At 26.6% G+C, this 14,782-nt stretch carries 18 protein-coding genes; 9 read left to right on the forward strand and 9 right to left on the reverse strand.

Features of this window, described 5'->3' with window-relative positions; translation table 11 throughout:
• Window positions 1-18: 18 nt before the first annotated feature.
• A complete protein-coding gene (locus CRU95_RS15050) occupies window positions 19-1,353 on the reverse strand; it encodes a sodium-dependent transporter (RefSeq protein ID WP_129101944.1) in 1,335 nt (444 codons plus the stop codon).
• A gap of 199 nt (window positions 1,354-1,552) precedes the next feature.
• On the opposite strand from CRU95_RS15050, the gene ccoG reads away from it, so the two are divergent.
• The gene (gene ccoG / locus CRU95_RS15055) at window positions 1,553-2,857 is read left to right on the forward strand and encodes a cytochrome c oxidase accessory protein CcoG (protein ID WP_129101945.1); all 1,305 of its coding nucleotides are present in this window, start codon (window positions 1,553-1,555) and stop codon (window positions 2,855-2,857) included.
• A gap of 1 nt (window position 2,858) precedes the next feature.
• Here ccoG and CRU95_RS15060 read toward each other — a convergent pair whose 3' ends face one another.
• From CRU95_RS15060 to tatB, 6 genes are read right to left on the reverse strand one after another with little or no spacing between them, the layout of a single operon-like run.
• Window positions 2,859-4,175 (reverse strand): HAMP domain-containing sensor histidine kinase, encoded by a 1,317-nt coding sequence (locus CRU95_RS15060; RefSeq protein WP_129101946.1) that lies wholly within the window; start codon window positions 4,173-4,175, stop codon window positions 2,859-2,861.
• The gene (locus tag CRU95_RS15065) at window positions 4,168-4,848 is read right to left on the reverse strand and encodes a response regulator transcription factor (protein ID WP_129101947.1); all 681 of its coding nucleotides are present in this window, start codon (window positions 4,846-4,848) and stop codon (window positions 4,168-4,170) included. The genes CRU95_RS15060 and CRU95_RS15065 overlap by 8 nt, the downstream gene beginning before the upstream one ends.
• On the reverse strand, window positions 4,835-5,593 hold the full coding sequence (locus CRU95_RS15070; protein ID WP_129101948.1) for a 3'-5' exonuclease: 759 nt from the start codon (window positions 5,591-5,593) through the stop codon (window positions 4,835-4,837). Before CRU95_RS15070 ends, CRU95_RS15065 begins: the two co-directional genes overlap by 14 nt.
• A gap of 16 nt (window positions 5,594-5,609) precedes the next feature.
• A complete protein-coding gene (gene queA / locus CRU95_RS15075) occupies window positions 5,610-6,647 on the reverse strand; it encodes a tRNA preQ1(34) S-adenosylmethionine ribosyltransferase-isomerase QueA (RefSeq protein ID WP_129101949.1) in 1,038 nt (345 codons plus the stop codon).
• Window positions 6,634-7,365, reverse strand: a complete 732-nt coding sequence (tatC, locus tag CRU95_RS15080; RefSeq protein ID WP_129101950.1) for a twin-arginine translocase subunit TatC — start codon at window positions 7,363-7,365, stop codon at window positions 6,634-6,636. Before tatC ends, queA begins: the two co-directional genes overlap by 14 nt.
• The gene (gene tatB / locus CRU95_RS15085; protein WP_129101951.1) at window positions 7,365-7,829 is read right to left on the reverse strand and encodes a Sec-independent protein translocase protein TatB; all 465 of its coding nucleotides are present in this window, start codon (window positions 7,827-7,829) and stop codon (window positions 7,365-7,367) included. The genes tatC and tatB overlap by 1 nt, the downstream gene beginning before the upstream one ends.
• A gap of 82 nt (window positions 7,830-7,911) precedes the next feature.
• Between tatB and CRU95_RS15090 the strand changes: the two genes are divergently transcribed.
• Genes CRU95_RS15090 through CRU95_RS15125 form a run of 8 tightly spaced genes read left to right on the forward strand, consistent with a single transcriptional unit; the run spans window position 7,912 to window position 12,698 of the window.
• Window positions 7,912-8,667 carry a DnaJ domain-containing protein gene (locus CRU95_RS15090; protein ID WP_129101952.1) on the forward strand — a complete coding sequence of 252 codons (756 nt, stop codon included), beginning with the start codon at window positions 7,912-7,914 and terminating at the stop codon, window positions 8,665-8,667.
• The gene (locus CRU95_RS15095; protein WP_129101953.1) at window positions 8,668-8,898 is read left to right on the forward strand and encodes a (2Fe-2S)-binding protein; all 231 of its coding nucleotides are present in this window, start codon (window positions 8,668-8,670) and stop codon (window positions 8,896-8,898) included. It begins immediately after the preceding gene.
• On the forward strand, window positions 8,891-9,124 hold the full coding sequence (locus CRU95_RS15100; RefSeq protein WP_129101954.1) for a (2Fe-2S)-binding protein: 234 nt from the start codon (window positions 8,891-8,893) through the stop codon (window positions 9,122-9,124). The genes CRU95_RS15095 and CRU95_RS15100 overlap by 8 nt, the downstream gene beginning before the upstream one ends.
• Window positions 9,124-9,339, forward strand: a complete 216-nt coding sequence (locus tag CRU95_RS15105; protein WP_013135675.1) for a hypothetical protein — start codon at window positions 9,124-9,126, stop codon at window positions 9,337-9,339. Before CRU95_RS15100 ends, CRU95_RS15105 begins: the two co-directional genes overlap by 1 nt.
• 20 nt (window positions 9,340-9,359) lie before the next feature.
• Window positions 9,360-10,118 (forward strand): NAD+ synthase, encoded by a 759-nt coding sequence (locus CRU95_RS15110; RefSeq protein ID WP_375153690.1) that lies wholly within the window; start codon window positions 9,360-9,362, stop codon window positions 10,116-10,118.
• Window position 10,119: 1 nt separating this feature from the next.
• Window positions 10,120-11,256, forward strand: a complete 1,137-nt coding sequence (locus CRU95_RS15115) for a DegT/DnrJ/EryC1/StrS aminotransferase family protein (RefSeq protein ID WP_129101955.1) — start codon at window positions 10,120-10,122, stop codon at window positions 11,254-11,256.
• 3 nt (window positions 11,257-11,259) lie between these two features.
• Window positions 11,260-12,219 (forward strand): tetraacyldisaccharide 4'-kinase, encoded by a 960-nt coding sequence (locus CRU95_RS15120; RefSeq protein WP_129101956.1) that lies wholly within the window; start codon window positions 11,260-11,262, stop codon window positions 12,217-12,219.
• Window positions 12,216-12,698 (forward strand): hypothetical protein, encoded by a 483-nt coding sequence (locus tag CRU95_RS15125; RefSeq protein WP_129101957.1) that lies wholly within the window; start codon window positions 12,216-12,218, stop codon window positions 12,696-12,698. The genes CRU95_RS15120 and CRU95_RS15125 overlap by 4 nt, the downstream gene beginning before the upstream one ends.
• Window positions 12,699-12,715: 17 nt before the next feature.
• Here CRU95_RS15125 and CRU95_RS15130 read toward each other — a convergent pair whose 3' ends face one another.
• Both CRU95_RS15130 and CRU95_RS15135 read right to left on the reverse strand, forming a co-directional pair.
• Entirely contained in the window at window positions 12,716-13,894 is a 1,179-nt protein-coding gene (locus CRU95_RS15130; protein ID WP_129101958.1) for a glutathionylspermidine synthase family protein, read from the reverse strand.
• A gap of 3 nt (window positions 13,895-13,897) precedes the next feature.
• A complete protein-coding gene (locus tag CRU95_RS15135; protein ID WP_129101959.1) occupies window positions 13,898-14,536 on the reverse strand; it encodes a UPF0323 family lipoprotein in 639 nt (212 codons plus the stop codon).
• Between the last annotated feature and the right edge of the window lie 246 nt (window positions 14,537-14,782).

The raw sequence follows: 14,782 nt of genomic DNA on the forward strand, positions 1-14,782 counted from the left end.
AAAATCTCCTATAAAAACTTAGATAAGACCTAATTTATTAAATAATAAAATTGCAATAGCAATTGGAACAATATATTTAATCAAAGCATACCAAATATTAAATACTGCTAAAGATACAAATTTTGTAAATTTGTCTTGAAGTAGTTGTTTGTCTACATAATAACCCAAAAAGATACAAGTTACTATTCCTGCAATTGGCATTGATATAGATGATGTTAAGAAATCCATCCAATCAAAAGCATTTTTTCCAAAAAATGTTAATGATGTACCATATGCTGAAGACATAGAAAGTAGAGCAATGATACCCATTATATAGAAGAATGAACCACAAATTATTGTTGCTTTTAATCTAGTCATTTTATATCTTTCAATAAAAAACATCAAAGCAGGTTCTATCATAGAAACAGCAGATGTAATTCCTGCAAAAACAAGGGCAGAGAAAAACGAGATAGCAATAATATGTCCTAAAACTCCCCATTGAGAAAAAATAACAGGAAGAGAAATAAATACAAGTCCCGGTCCTGCTGCACTTTTTGCTCCCGCATCAAAAAGGAAAGTAAAGATAATCAATCCAGCAATTATAGCAATAACTGTATCAACTAAAGCAACTAAAGCAGATGATTTAAAAAAGTTTGCATTTTTGTCTAAAGATGCTGAATAAGTAATAATAGTACCAATTCCTACTGATAGAGTAAAAAATGCTTGTCCTAGTGCAGCTAATAGGGCATCACCATTGATTTTACTCCAGTTGGCAACAAACATAAAACTAAGAGCTTGTGAAAAACTATCTAAAGTCAAGGCATAAATTAAAAGCCCAATTAATATTAAACCTAATAGTGGCATTAAAATAAGATTTATTTTTTCTATTCCATCTTTTACGCCTTTTAATACAATAAAAATAACTGCTAATGCTATAAGTGTATGATAAAAGATTTCAGAAGAAATTTCATTTGAAATAAGGTTATCAAAAGTTTTTCCTGCAACTTCAGAAGTAGAAGGAAGTGTTTGAAAAGATGTAACAATGTAGTTTAAAATCCAACCTAATACTACAGAATAAAAAGAAAGAATCACAAGTCCAGCAAATATCATAAATGCTGCAAACTTCCAATTTTCATTTTTAGATTTTGACATTTTCACAAATGATGTAGAAACATTAGCTTCTCCATGTTGCCCAATAACCGTTTCTGCAATAAATATTGTCAATCCTATAAAAAGTATTGCTAAGAGGTAAACAATAACAAATGCTCCACCTCCATATTCTCCTGTGATATATGGAAACTTCCAAATATTACCTAATCCAACAGCTGAACCAGCTGCTGCTAAAATAAACCCAATTCTTGTAAATTTATTCAAACATATTCCTTTAGTGATTTTTCTATTTAATAAGAGTTAATTCTAGCTATAACTTTCTTATAAGTTAGTTTCTTAAGCTTTATTTTTTATAAATAAAATTAATTAATTACAAATTATTAATATTTTTAAATATTCAATTTATATACCACAAATATACCACTTAATATTTTTACAATTAGATTTATAAAAAGGAGAAAATATGAGTTATTCGAAAAAAAGATATATTACATATGCGATTTTAACTATTTTTATAATGGGGACACCTTTTATAACAATAGATGGTAATCATTTGTTATTGTTGTCATTTGTTACATATGATTTTCATTTCCTTGGAAATGTATATAATATGAATGAGTTTTTTATTATGCCATTTTTATTGATGTTTTTGTTTATTGGAATATTTGCAATGACATCTATGTTTGGTAGGGTTTGGTGTGGTTGGGGATGTCCTCAAACTATTTTTAGAGTTATCTATAGAGATTTGATAGAAACTTTTTTATTAAAATTGCGAAGAATTAAAAATAAACAAAAAGATATAAACTATAATAAAACTTCTACAAAAATAAAAAAATATATTGGATTGCTTTTATGGATAATTTTATCTTTTGTTATCGCAATAAATTTTATGCTTTATTTTGTACCACCTGAAGATTTTATTGAATACATGAAATCACCACAAGATCATTTTTTCTTAGTGATGTTTATTCTTACTATTGTTGTATTTTTAGTATATGATATTGTTTTTATGAAAGAACACTTCTGTACTTATGTATGTCCATATTCTAGAATTCAGTCTGTTTTATATGATAATAATACAAAACAAGTTGTTTACAACCACAATAGAGGTGGAAAAATTTATCCTAACAATGAAAAATCTATTTTCAATGTAAAACAATGGTCAGGAAATGAAGAGTGTACTACTTGTGAAGCTTGTGTAAAAGTTTGTCCTACACATATTGATATTAGAAAAGGCTTACAAGTTGAGTGTATAAACTGTTTAGAGTGTTCTGATGCTTGTAGCAGTGTAATGGGAAAACTTGGTAAAAAATCTCTTATTTATTGGGGAAGTACTAATAGTGTTTTATTAGAAAAACTTGAGAAATTCCTAAATCCTAGAAATCTTGTCTATATGTTATCTTTAGTTGTTTGTATACTATTTACTGCTTATTTTATGTCTGAAAAAGAGCCATTTTTAGTAAATATAAATAAAAACACAGAGTTATATAAAATTGATGAAAATGGAAAAGTTGTAAATAATTATTTATTAACTATTTATAATAGTGCTGATAAAAGATATACTTTTGATATTGAAGTTTTAGATAAAAATATTAGTATAAAAAGATATAATCCAATAACTTTAAACCCAAAGCAAACAAGAAAAACTGTATTGATTTTAGTTAGTAAAAATAAAATTAATACTTCAAAAATAAATTTATTATTTTATGCAAAAGAGAATAAAGAAGTAAAAATGGAGAAAAAAATACTATTTTTCTTTCCTAAATAGTTTAAACTGATTTCTCAATATTTATGTAAAAAGTAGTTCCTTTTGGGTTACTTTTTACATTAAGTTTTCCTTTAAAACTTTTTTCTATAATCATCTTAGATAAATATAATCCAAGTCCTGTCCCAGTACTTTTTGTAGTAAAATATGGTTCAAATATTTTATCTAATAATTTAGATTTTATTCCTTCTCCATTATCCTTAATTGTTAAAATCACATCTGCAGTATTTGAGTTTATTTCAATTATTATTTTTCTATTTTCAATGGTTTTTACTGCATGAATTGCATTAGAAATTATTGCAATTAAAACTTGCGCTAATTCATTTTTTATTCCAAATATTTTTACATGTTCATTTGTATTAAAAATTAAATCAATATTTATTTCTATCTTTTTTATGTCACTATTTAAAATTGAAAGAGAGTTTTGAATAACTTCTCTTATCTCAAAATCTTCTTTTTCTTTTGATTCAGTGTAAAAATTTTTGAAATTTTCAATTGTATTAGATAAATATTCTATTTGTTCATTTGCTTGGGAAGTTTTTCTTTCAAAGTAGTCTTTTTCTAAATTATTATTCTTATATTTGTTTTTTAAATTTATTAAAATATATGAAAGATTATTTAAAGGTTGTCTAAATTGATGTGTTATATTTGCAATCATTTCACCACTTTGAGCAAGTTTTGACTGCTGTAAAAGCATTGATTCTATTTCTACATTCTCTTTTTTTAATAGATTATATTTATATGCAACAGAAATTGTAAATAAAATAGCTTCCATTGCAAAAGCTAGTAATACTAAATCCAAATGAGTATGCATTTTAAAATAAGTTTTAAAATTTAAAATATATAAAATAAGACAAATTACAGACCATCCTATAACATAGATTGCTGTAGCTTTAAACCCTTGGTTTAAATTAAATACTATTGATACAAAAAGTATCGCATAAATAATTGTGTATGGTAAGTATTCAAATAATAAATAATGATAAAATGCAGTCAAGATTATAAAAATAAGTAATAAGGTATTTAATATTAGTTCTTTATTATTTGTAATTTTAGGAATAAATTTACCTTCATAAAATCTTACTGCAAATACTAAGGCTGAAAGAGTCGCAAAAAAAAGGGAAAAGTCTTGAAAAAAAAGCTCATAATAAAAGAACTTACTATATAAAATTATATATGATAATGAAAAAACTTGCATAAAGCAGTAACTTAAATAAAAAAGTTCTTTTGAATAAATGTATCTAATAAATGTATATACTATTGTCATCATTAGAATCCCAAAAGTTATTCCATAAGATAAAACAGTAGTTAAATCATACATTTATTTTATATCCAACTCCATTATGATTAGAGATTATATCTTTTGAGATTTTTTGTTTGAGATATTTAACTAAAGTTTTTAAAGCATCTTTGGTCATAGGAAAATCTTTCCAAACATAATTTTCTATTTCTTCGTATGTGACATATCTATCTTTATTGTTTAAAAGTAGAGTTAATAAATCAATCTCTTTTATTCTTAACTTTATTAATTCATCATTTACAACAAGAGAATGATTATATTTGTCAAAAATAGCAACTTCATTTAATTTTATTATATTTGTTTTACTATTTTTTAGATTATCGATACAAACTTCAAGAGCATCTTTAAATTCATTTTCTTTTATTGGTTTCATTAGATATTTTACTAGTTGAAGTTCAATTGCTTTTAAAAGATATTCTTTGTGGTTATATGCTGTTATAACTATGATTTGAACTTCTTTGTTTTTTGCTCTTATATTTTTAACAAATGCCAAACCATCTATTTTAGGCATTTGAATATCTGTAATAATTATATCTGGGTTTATTTGCTCAAATTTTTTTAAAGCATCTAAACCATCTTTTGCTTCATAAATATTTACAAAGTAGTTTTCTAAATACTCTATTGCATTTTCTCTTGTTATATCATCATCTTCTACATAAAGAATTTTGACTTTATCATTTTTAGTAGTAATCATTTGTTGCCGTAGATGTTAGTTTTTCTAAAGTGTATTTTAAATTTTCATCCATGTCCATATTTTTCATCATCCACATAAGATAGCTAGGGTCTTCTTTTGCAACTTGTGAGGTCTCTTTACCTTTATATTTACCAAATTTAAAAGTTTGGATAAATATAGGAGTTTTTGTAAGTTCAACTAATTTCTCCATAGGATTAAAATCTGGATAAACAGTTCTACATTTTGCAACAAGTTGTGATAAAAATAGCTTCATAACCAAAACATCACCAATAGCATCATGGGCTTTTATAGTTATATTATGTTTTGCTGCTTCTTCCTCTTCATCCATATAAATATCAAGGGCATACCTTAAGTATTGAAGTCTGTGGTATGGAAGTTCTGGAAAGAGGTGTTGTGCACATCTTAATGTATCTAATATTTGATATTTTGATTCAAACCCTTCTTTTTTTATCATTCCTAAATCAAAATTTATATTATGTGCAATTAAATAGTTTGATGGATTATTGTACTCTTGAAGTTTTTGATAAAATTTTGTTTGAGTAGCTTCTGGTTTTCCTATAATCATATCAGGTGTTATATTGTGTACTTCCATAGCTTCAAGTTTTATTTCAACATCAGAAAAACATAATTCATCATAAACTTCTATAGGAGCTTTTGCATCTACAATCATAGCTCCTAGTTGTATGATTCTATCTTCTTCTTGGTTTCCTGTTGTTTCTGTATCAAATAGTACGTATTTTGGCATAAAATTTCCTTTTCTTTTATATTATTAACATTCCATCACCGTATGAAAAAAATCTATATTTTTCTTTTACAGCAGTTTCATATATTTCTAAAGTCTTTTCTAAACCTACAAAAGAGGCTATTAACATAATAAGAGTTGATTTTGGTAAATGAAAGTTTGTAAGTAGATGGTCTACTTTTATTGGTTTATTTGCTGGATTTAAAAATAGGTCACATTCACCTTGGATTTTGTTCGTTCTGGCATAGTATTCTATCGTTCTGGTAACTGTTGTTCCAACTGCAAGGGTTTTGTTTTTTTCTTTTAAAGATTCTAAACTTTCTCTTGAAATTTCAAAATATTCACTATGCATTGGATGCTCTAAAATATTTTCTGCATCAACTGGTTTAAATGTACCAGCTCCTACATGTAGTGTTAGATAGTTGATATTATGATTATTATTAAGATTTTCTAAAAGTTCATCTGTGAAGTGTAATGATGCTGTTGGTGCTGCAACTGCACCATAATTTTTTGCAAATAAAGTTTGATAATCTTTTTCATCTTCTTTTTCATCTTCTCTATTCATATAGTGAGGAAGAGGTAAATGACCTATTTCATTTAATATTTCAATTAAAGATAAAAAGTCTAATTCTTTAGTATCTTTGAAAAATTTAACTGTTCTTGTACCATCTTCATTATTTAATTCAAGAACTTCAGCACTTAAGTTTTCATTAAAAAATAGTTTTGTTCCTTTTTGAACTTTACCTTTTATCATAACTTGATATCTATTCATAAATAATGGTTTATTAAATAGTAATTCTGTTTTCCCACCACTGTCTTTTTTGCCGTAAATTCTTGCTTTTATTACTTTAGTATCATTTAAAAAGATATTTAAATTTTTAGGCAAAAAATCAAGTAAGTATTTATATGTAGTATGAGTTATTGTATCACTATTTCTATCATAAACCAAAAGACGAGCACTATCAGCAGGGTATAAAGGTTTGCTAGCTATGAGTTCTTTTGGTAAAAAATAATCATAGCTAGATGTTTTTAATGGGTCTAAATTACTCTTCATCATCTAAAGAAGTATCCGCAGGATTAAATACTTTGGCAATGTAAATTGATGCGCCATAAAGTAAAATAAGTGGTCCGGCCATTAAAAATTGAGTTAAAACATCAGGTGGAGTTAATAAGGCAGAAACAATAAAAATTATTACAATGGCATATTTGAAAAAATCTTTTAACATCTTGTCATCAACAAGTCCAATTTTTGCTAGGAAAAAAGTAATAACAGGAAGTTCAAATGCAATTCCAAAACCAAATAAAAGTTTTGTAAAGAAGCCTACATATTTACCAATACTAGGTAATACTGTAACAACTGCTGAACCAAAGTTAATTAAAAATTCAAATCCAAAAGGAACAACTACATAATAAGCAAAAGCAGAACCTGATAAAAACATTAGTGTAGCAAAAAATACAAAAGGTATAACAAGCTTTTTTTCATGATCATAAAGTCCAGGGGCTAAAAATAGCCATAATTGCCAAAATATTACAGGTAAAGATAAAATAAAACCACTAAAAAAAGCGACTTTTAAAGCTGTAAAAAATGTTTCTTGAATCTCTACTGCAACCATTTGTGATTTTGCAGGAAGAACAGCTTCTATTGGAACCATCATCCAATTTAAAATTGGTTCATAAAATGTAAAACAAGCAAAAAATGCAACAACTAAAGTTAACACTGAAATTATTAATCTTTTTCTAAGATCAGCAATATGGGGTTTTAAGTCTTCAAACATTAGGCTTTATCCCCTTCTTTTTCTTTTATTTCTTTTTTAATTTTAAATTTATCACTTGGTTTTATCTCAGAAGTAGTTTCTTTATCTTCTTCTTCAACTTTTTTTATTTCTTCTATTTTATCTTCTACTTTTTCATCTTTAAATGATACTTTTTTAGATTTTTTATTATCTTTATCATTTTTATCATCTTTTAAAATATCTTTCACACCTAAATCAAAATCATCAAACTTTGTAACTGATGATTTCGCATCTTCTATTTGATTTCTAAATTTGTTAGCTTCTTCTTTCATATCTGATATATTTAATTCATTGTCTAGAGTAGATTTTGCATCTTCAAGACCACTTTTAAACTTCTTAAAAAATCGTGCAACTGATACCATAGCATCAGGTAACTTCTCAGGGCCTAGTGCAATAATCGCAATAATCGCGATTAGCATAATTTCCATAAATCCCATTCCAAACATATAATGTCTCCATTTAATTATTAAAGGAAAGATTTTACCTTATTTTTGATAAAATCTATCTAATTATTTAAAAAGGTGTTAAATGAAATTATTAGTTTTACTTTTTGTGGGAATTATTTTATATTTTATAGCAAGAGGTTATAAAACAGAAAAGTTTGAAAATATTAAATTTAATATTAAAGAAAATTTTCAAGGAGATTTACTCCATCATGAAGCAGGTCTTTTAATTGCCCTTATGGCAAAAGTTGCAAAAGCTGATGGAAGTGTGTGTGAATTAGAAGCAGAAATGTTAAAACACACCTTTACTGATATTTCTAGTCATTTTGAAAATAGTGAAGAGATAAGAGATAGGTTGAAAAAAATATATAGTGATGAGAAAAAAAGTTTTGATAATACTTTAGAACTTTCACAAAAACTTTTTAAACTGACAAAAAGTGACTACCAAAAAAGACTCAAAATTTTAGAATACCTATTAAATCTTGCTTTTATTGATAAAACTTTTAGCGATGCAGAGAAAATGATTTGTGAAGATATATCAAATGCTTTACAAATTAAAACTAATGATTTTAATCATATGATTAATGCCTTTGAAAACTTTTATGCTTCTCAGGCTCAAAATCAAGCAACTACGCTTGAACAAGCATATGAAGTTTTAGAATCAAAAAAAGAAGATGATGATAAGACAATTAAAAATAATTATAGAAGATTGGTAAAAAAACATCATCCTGATATTATATCAGGGCAGGGTGCTAGTCAAAATATTATTGATGAAGCAACTAAAAAGTTACAAGAGATAAATGAAGCATATGAAATGATTAAAAAAAGTAGGAATATATAATTGTTAGAAAATTTTGATAAGAATTATGAAGTTTGTAATTGTATTAAAGTTACAATTAGTGATATAAAAAATTCGATTATAAATGAAGGTATAAAATCACTGGGGGATTTGCAAGAAAAAACTAGAGCAGGTACTGAGTGTAGATACTGTTTAATGAACGAAGGTGATTTTGGGAAAGTCAAAAAAAAGATTTATTGTAAAGATATATTAGGAGAATTTTTTAATGGCTAAGAGTTTTTCTCGCTCTTATGAAGTTTGTGCTTGTAAGCATGTATCACTTGGAGAAATTTTGTATGCCATTAAAGAAAAAAATGCTGATACAATTGAAAAAATAGGTCAATTAACTGATGCAGGAACTTGTTGTGGTTGTTGTGTAAGTAAAGAAAAAGATTTTGGAGAAGAAAAAATGGAACTATATTTAACTACAATATTAGATAAGTTTGTGAAAGTAAATTAATGGAAGAAAAAGAGTATGTTATAGATGAAATAAAAACTCTTATTTCATCTACTGGTGAAAAAATTGATATTAACCCAAAGTTTTTAGATTATTTTGATTTAGAAGAACTATATGATATTAAAGAAAATTTATTAAGTAAAAAAGAGAATTTTAGGGAAAATAATAAGGATTTTCTTGAACAAATTTATGAAAAAACAAAAATAAATGAGATATAATTTATTAAAGGATAATGATTATGGAATGGAATAATATAAAAGAACAATTAATAGTATTTCTAAAAGACGAAGTCAAAAAAGCTGGTCTACAAAGAGTTACTGTAGGATTATCTGGTGGTTTAGATTCTGCAATAGTAGCTATTTTATCTAAAGAAGCATTTGGAAAAAATATGAGTTGTGTACTTATGCCCTCTCATTATTCAAGTGAAGGAAGTGTAAGCCATGCTTTAGAAGTATGCAAAAAGTTTGACATAGCTTATGAAATAGTTGAAATTGCTCCTATGGTTGAAGCCCATGAAAAATTTATGGATGGTGATAAACTAAGAATTGGTAACTTTAGTGCAAGAATGAGAATGTCAGTTTTATATGATGTAAGTGCTAGAGATAAATCTTTAGTTGTTGGTACTTCAAACAAAAGTGAAATTCTTTTAGGGTATGGAACTATATTTGGAGATGTAGCTTGTGCTATTAATCCAATAGGGGAGATGTATAAAAGTGATGAATACGAATTTGGTAAATTTTTAGGAGTTCCTGAATCTATCTTAGGAAAAAGACCAAGTGCTGATTTATGGGAAGGTCAAAGTGATGAAGATGAACTAGGATACTCTTATAAACAGATGGATGAAGTACTTAAAAAATTAGTTGATGAGGAAATCTCAGCTGATGAGTTAATAAACAATGGTGTTGATAAAGAACTTATTGACATGATTATTTATAGAATGAAAGCTAACGCATTCAAAGGTAAGCTTCCAACAATAGCAAAAATTAAATGGAGTTAATATGAAAGAAATAGCATTTTATAAATCATCGGTTGGTGAAGAAGAACTAGCACAGTTAAAAACAGTTTTGGAACTTAAAAAAGATAGTTCAAAGGTACTTGAATTTGAAGAGAATATGGCTAAATTTATTGGTGCAAAGTATGCTATTTCTACATGTAATGGAACATCTGCTTTGCATCTAGCTCTTAGTGCGATTAAGTTAAAAAGAGGTGACAAAATATTAATGTCTGTAAACTCTTTTGTAAATGTACCTGAAGTTGTAAGACACTTTGATGCAGAGCCTATTTTTATTGATATAAATATAGATGATATGAATATCGATTTAAATAAGTTTGAAAAAGCATTGGAAGAGAATAATTCTAAAAAACTAAGAGGTGCTATTATCTCTTTTGTTGCAGGACAAACTCCTGATTTAGATAGATTATATGCTATATGTAAAAAATATGAAATAATATTAATAGAAGATTGTACTTCAGCTCTTGGAGTTACATACAATGATGAAACAGTTGGTTCTTTAAATGCTGATATGACAGTTTTTTCAACAAATCCATCAAATGGTAAAACAGATGTAAGTAATAGTGGAGTTATTGTTACAAATGACGAAGAATTAGCATCTCGTGCTAAATTACTTAGAACTCATGCTGTTACAACTACATATGATGATTATGGAAATTTAGATTATATCTATGATGTTGTTGATATTGGACATAAATATGACCTAAGTGAATTAGATGCAGCATTTTCTTTGGCGCAACTAAAAAAAACAAATAGTTTTATAAAAAGAAGAAAAGAAATTGCAAAAATCTATAAAGAGAGACTTACAGGTGTAAAACATATAGAGATACCTAAACAAAAAGAAGAACATATCTTTACTCACTATATCATTAAAATCTCAAGAAATAGAGATGCTTTTGCTAGAGAGTTAAAAGAGAGAGGTATTAATACTGGATTAAATTATATTCCTTTACATCTATTAAATTATTATAAACAAAAATATAATATTAAAATTACTACTTATGGAAGTGCTTTAACATCTTATCAACAAATTTTATCTATTCCTATTTATCCAGGACTTACAAATGAAGAGGTAAATTATATCTGTGATCAAATCATTGATATTGCTTCTTCTTGGATTTAATAGTTGTTAAAACAAAAATTTAATATTTGGATAGAAGAGTATCTCTTCTTTCCAACACCTTTTCAAAAAATCATCTCTTTTTTACTTATTCCATTTACTTTAATTTATATGATAATTATAGCTTTTAAGCGTATGTCATCTTCTCGAAAATTAGATTTTGGTATATCAATTATTTCAATTGGAAATATAGTAGTAGGTGGAAGTGGAAAAACTCCCATAACAATTGCCCTTGCAAAAGATAAAGAAGATGTAGCAGTTATATTAAGAGGCTATGGAAGAAAATCCCAAGGACTTTATGTAATAAGTCAGAATGGAAAAATTTTAGAAGATGTAAGTGTAAGTGGCGATGAAGCTATGCTTTTAGCAAATTCTTTAACAAAGGCTTCAGTAATAGTTAGTGAAGATAGAGTAAAAGCTATTTTAAAAGCAAAAGAGCTTGGATGTAAATTAGTTTTTTTAGATGATGGTTTTTCAAAATATCATATAAATAAATTTGATATATTATTAAGACCTTATAAAGAGCCTGAAAATATATTTTGTCTGCCAAGTGGTGGTTATAGAGAACCTAAAATGATGTATGCAACTGCTAATATGGTTTTAAAAGAGGGTGTTGATTTTAAAAGAGTTGTAAAATTTAAAAAAGAAGATAAGTTATTAGAAGAACTACCTTCCAAAATAGTTATTTTAACAGCAATTTCAAAGGCAAAAAGACTTTTAGACTTTGTTCCAACTACTTGTGAATTAGTCTCTTTCCCTGACCATTACAATTTCACAAAACTAGATATTGAGGTAGTTGAAAAGTCTTATAAAGATTTTACTATTTTAACTACTGCAAAAGACTTTGTTAAATTAGAAAAATTTCATATTAAAAATTTAGTTTTGATGGATTTAGAAATAGAATTTAAAAATGAGATTGATTTTTCTACTTTAGAAAACTATATAAACTATAAAGAACAACGATGACAAATATATATTATATGAATGAAGATAATTTAGGACATCTTGATGGTTCAAAAAAGATTAATTCATTTCTTTGGAAAATGTTACATAAAAGAGTACAAAAAAGGCTAAAAAAATCTATAATAAATATAGTAAATATGAGAAAAATAGTTTTTAATAAAAGTAAACTCTTACATTGTCAAATTGATGGAGATTTACCTTATGTTTTTTTAAGAAGAGATCCTAGTTGGTATTGTGACGATGAAGATGATTATTATATTCCTTTTAGTATTTGTTTTACAGATGGAAAAAGAAAATATGATATTGTTTTAACAAACGGGGAAATAGATATAAGAGATGATAGTGCTAGAAAAGAAGACTTAAGTAAAAAGCTTTCTCATACTCCTGTTTTGTTGTTAAAAGTTTTTGACAATATAGAAAAAAGTTTTAAGATTCTATTAGAATATATGGAAGAAAGAGATAATAAAAGTTCTTTTAAATAAACAAGAAAAATTCTTGTTTATTTTATAATATGACCTACAAATTTTGACATATTATTTAAAATCTTGCCACCTTTTCTAAATCCTAATGCGCAAGCTTCATAAGCAGAAAATACTCCTGCTTGGTATGAATTTCCACTTTCATCTACTGGAAGTTCTACATACTCTTGATAGATAGCTTTAAAACCTTCATAATCACCATCAGTTTTCATATCTAGTGAATTGTCACTATTAATAATAGCAACATTTGCACCTTCTCTTCCAAAACATCTTTTTTCAACTTGTTTTTTACCAATAAGTGGTTCAAATGAAGTTTCAAGTAAAAGTGGATGATTTGGGTATAAGTCCCAAAGAATTTTCATAAAACCTTTTGATTGGAACATCAAAGTATAAGCTGGATTGAAAATAATTGCTTTTTTGTTAGCAACTATATCTTCTAAAATCAAAGCTAACTCACTTTCATCTATGGCAATATTTTCCCAAGGTATAAGTTTAAACCAAAATTCAAAGTTAATATCGTCTTTGAAAATACCTTCATCATTGAATTGAACTTTATCAATATACTCAAAATCAGTATTAAAGCCAGTTTCTGTTGCAATATGTTGTAAAAGCTTGGTTGTATTAATATCTTCACTACTAGAAGCAATAGAAGAAAAAAGTATTTTCCAACCTAAATCTTTGTAAAACTCTTCAAACTTTTCAATATCATCTTCCATTGTGATGATTCTTTTAAAATTATCTTTTAATGCATCATATAAGTTATTAAATTGACTTGCTTCATCTAAATTATTGGCTTTTAGCATAGCCCATTGAATAATTGCTGTTTCAAAAATAGCAGTTGGAGTATCTGCATTAAATTCGATTAGTTTTATAGGTTTACCATCTATTCCACCAGCTAAATCAAATCTTGAATATAAATGCCAATGCACATCATTTTCCCAAGATTCTTTTATAAGATTTACTAAGTTAAATGGAATATTTATCTCATGAAATAGATTGTTTTCTATAACATAATCTCCAGCTTCACAAAACATATCATATAGTTCATTTGTAGCTTCGTAGTAAGCATTAGCTTCTTCTTCACTTATTTGAACTATCTCATCTGATATATATGAAGTTTCATCTTCATCTGTATGCCAAACAAATCCTATTGATTCTAAGTACTCATTTGTAAGAGGTTTTAGTTTTTGTAATTTCATTTATCAACCACCAAAAAAGCCAGAAGATCTAGAACCAAAAGACGAACTAGATTTTGAAGAGCTTCCTCCACCAAAAAAACCACTTTTTTTACTTGAAGTTGAAGTTTTGCTTGTATTCGCAGCTTTTGTAAATGAACTTTGACTTTTAGAGTATGTTTGAGGAGATTTGTATTGTGTTCTTCTTTGAGATTGAAAGTTTTGGTTATTGAATAATTTATTTCCAATCCATGAACCAATCATTGCTCCAGCAATTGATGATAATAAAACTCCACCAAGTCCCATTCCCCCACTTGACATTTCAGGATTTGTTAAAGCAGAAGTTCCATTGTCAATCTTCATTTCTTCTTCTTTTACTAGTTTTTGTATTTCCGCTTGACTAAGAATCTTTTCACTTCCATCTGGTTTTCTTAATACAATTGTTGTTTTAGAAGAGGGAAATTCATCTACAATCTTATATTTTCCTTCTTTACTCTCTTCAATAACTACAAAGGCAGCTTGTTTTTGGCTAGCATTTGTAAAAGCACTGTTTTGTCCCTCTTGATTATTATTTGAATTATCTCCACATCCTACTAGCCCAGTGATTAGTATAGCACCTAATCCACCAACAACTGCATAGTCTGATATTTTTTTTATATGTTTCATCTAGTTCCTTCGCATCATTTAAAAATTATTTATAGTAGTGTAGTCATTTTATCGAAATTGTGTTAATAATAGGTGAACAGATTTTATATTTTAAAAAATTTAACTTTAGTGAATTATTATTCATTTCTTGACCTTGGTCAATTTTTTCACTCTTTCATTTAGTTAAAATATTCTTTAATAATAATATTAATTTATAAATTTTATACTTATAAAATAAAATTGATTAATTATTATTAAGATTATAAT

The sequence above is a fragment of the Arcobacter sp. F2176 genome, from assembly GCF_004116465.1.
Classification (GTDB): Bacteria; Campylobacterota; Campylobacteria; order Campylobacterales; family Arcobacteraceae; genus Arcobacter; species Arcobacter siniprincipis.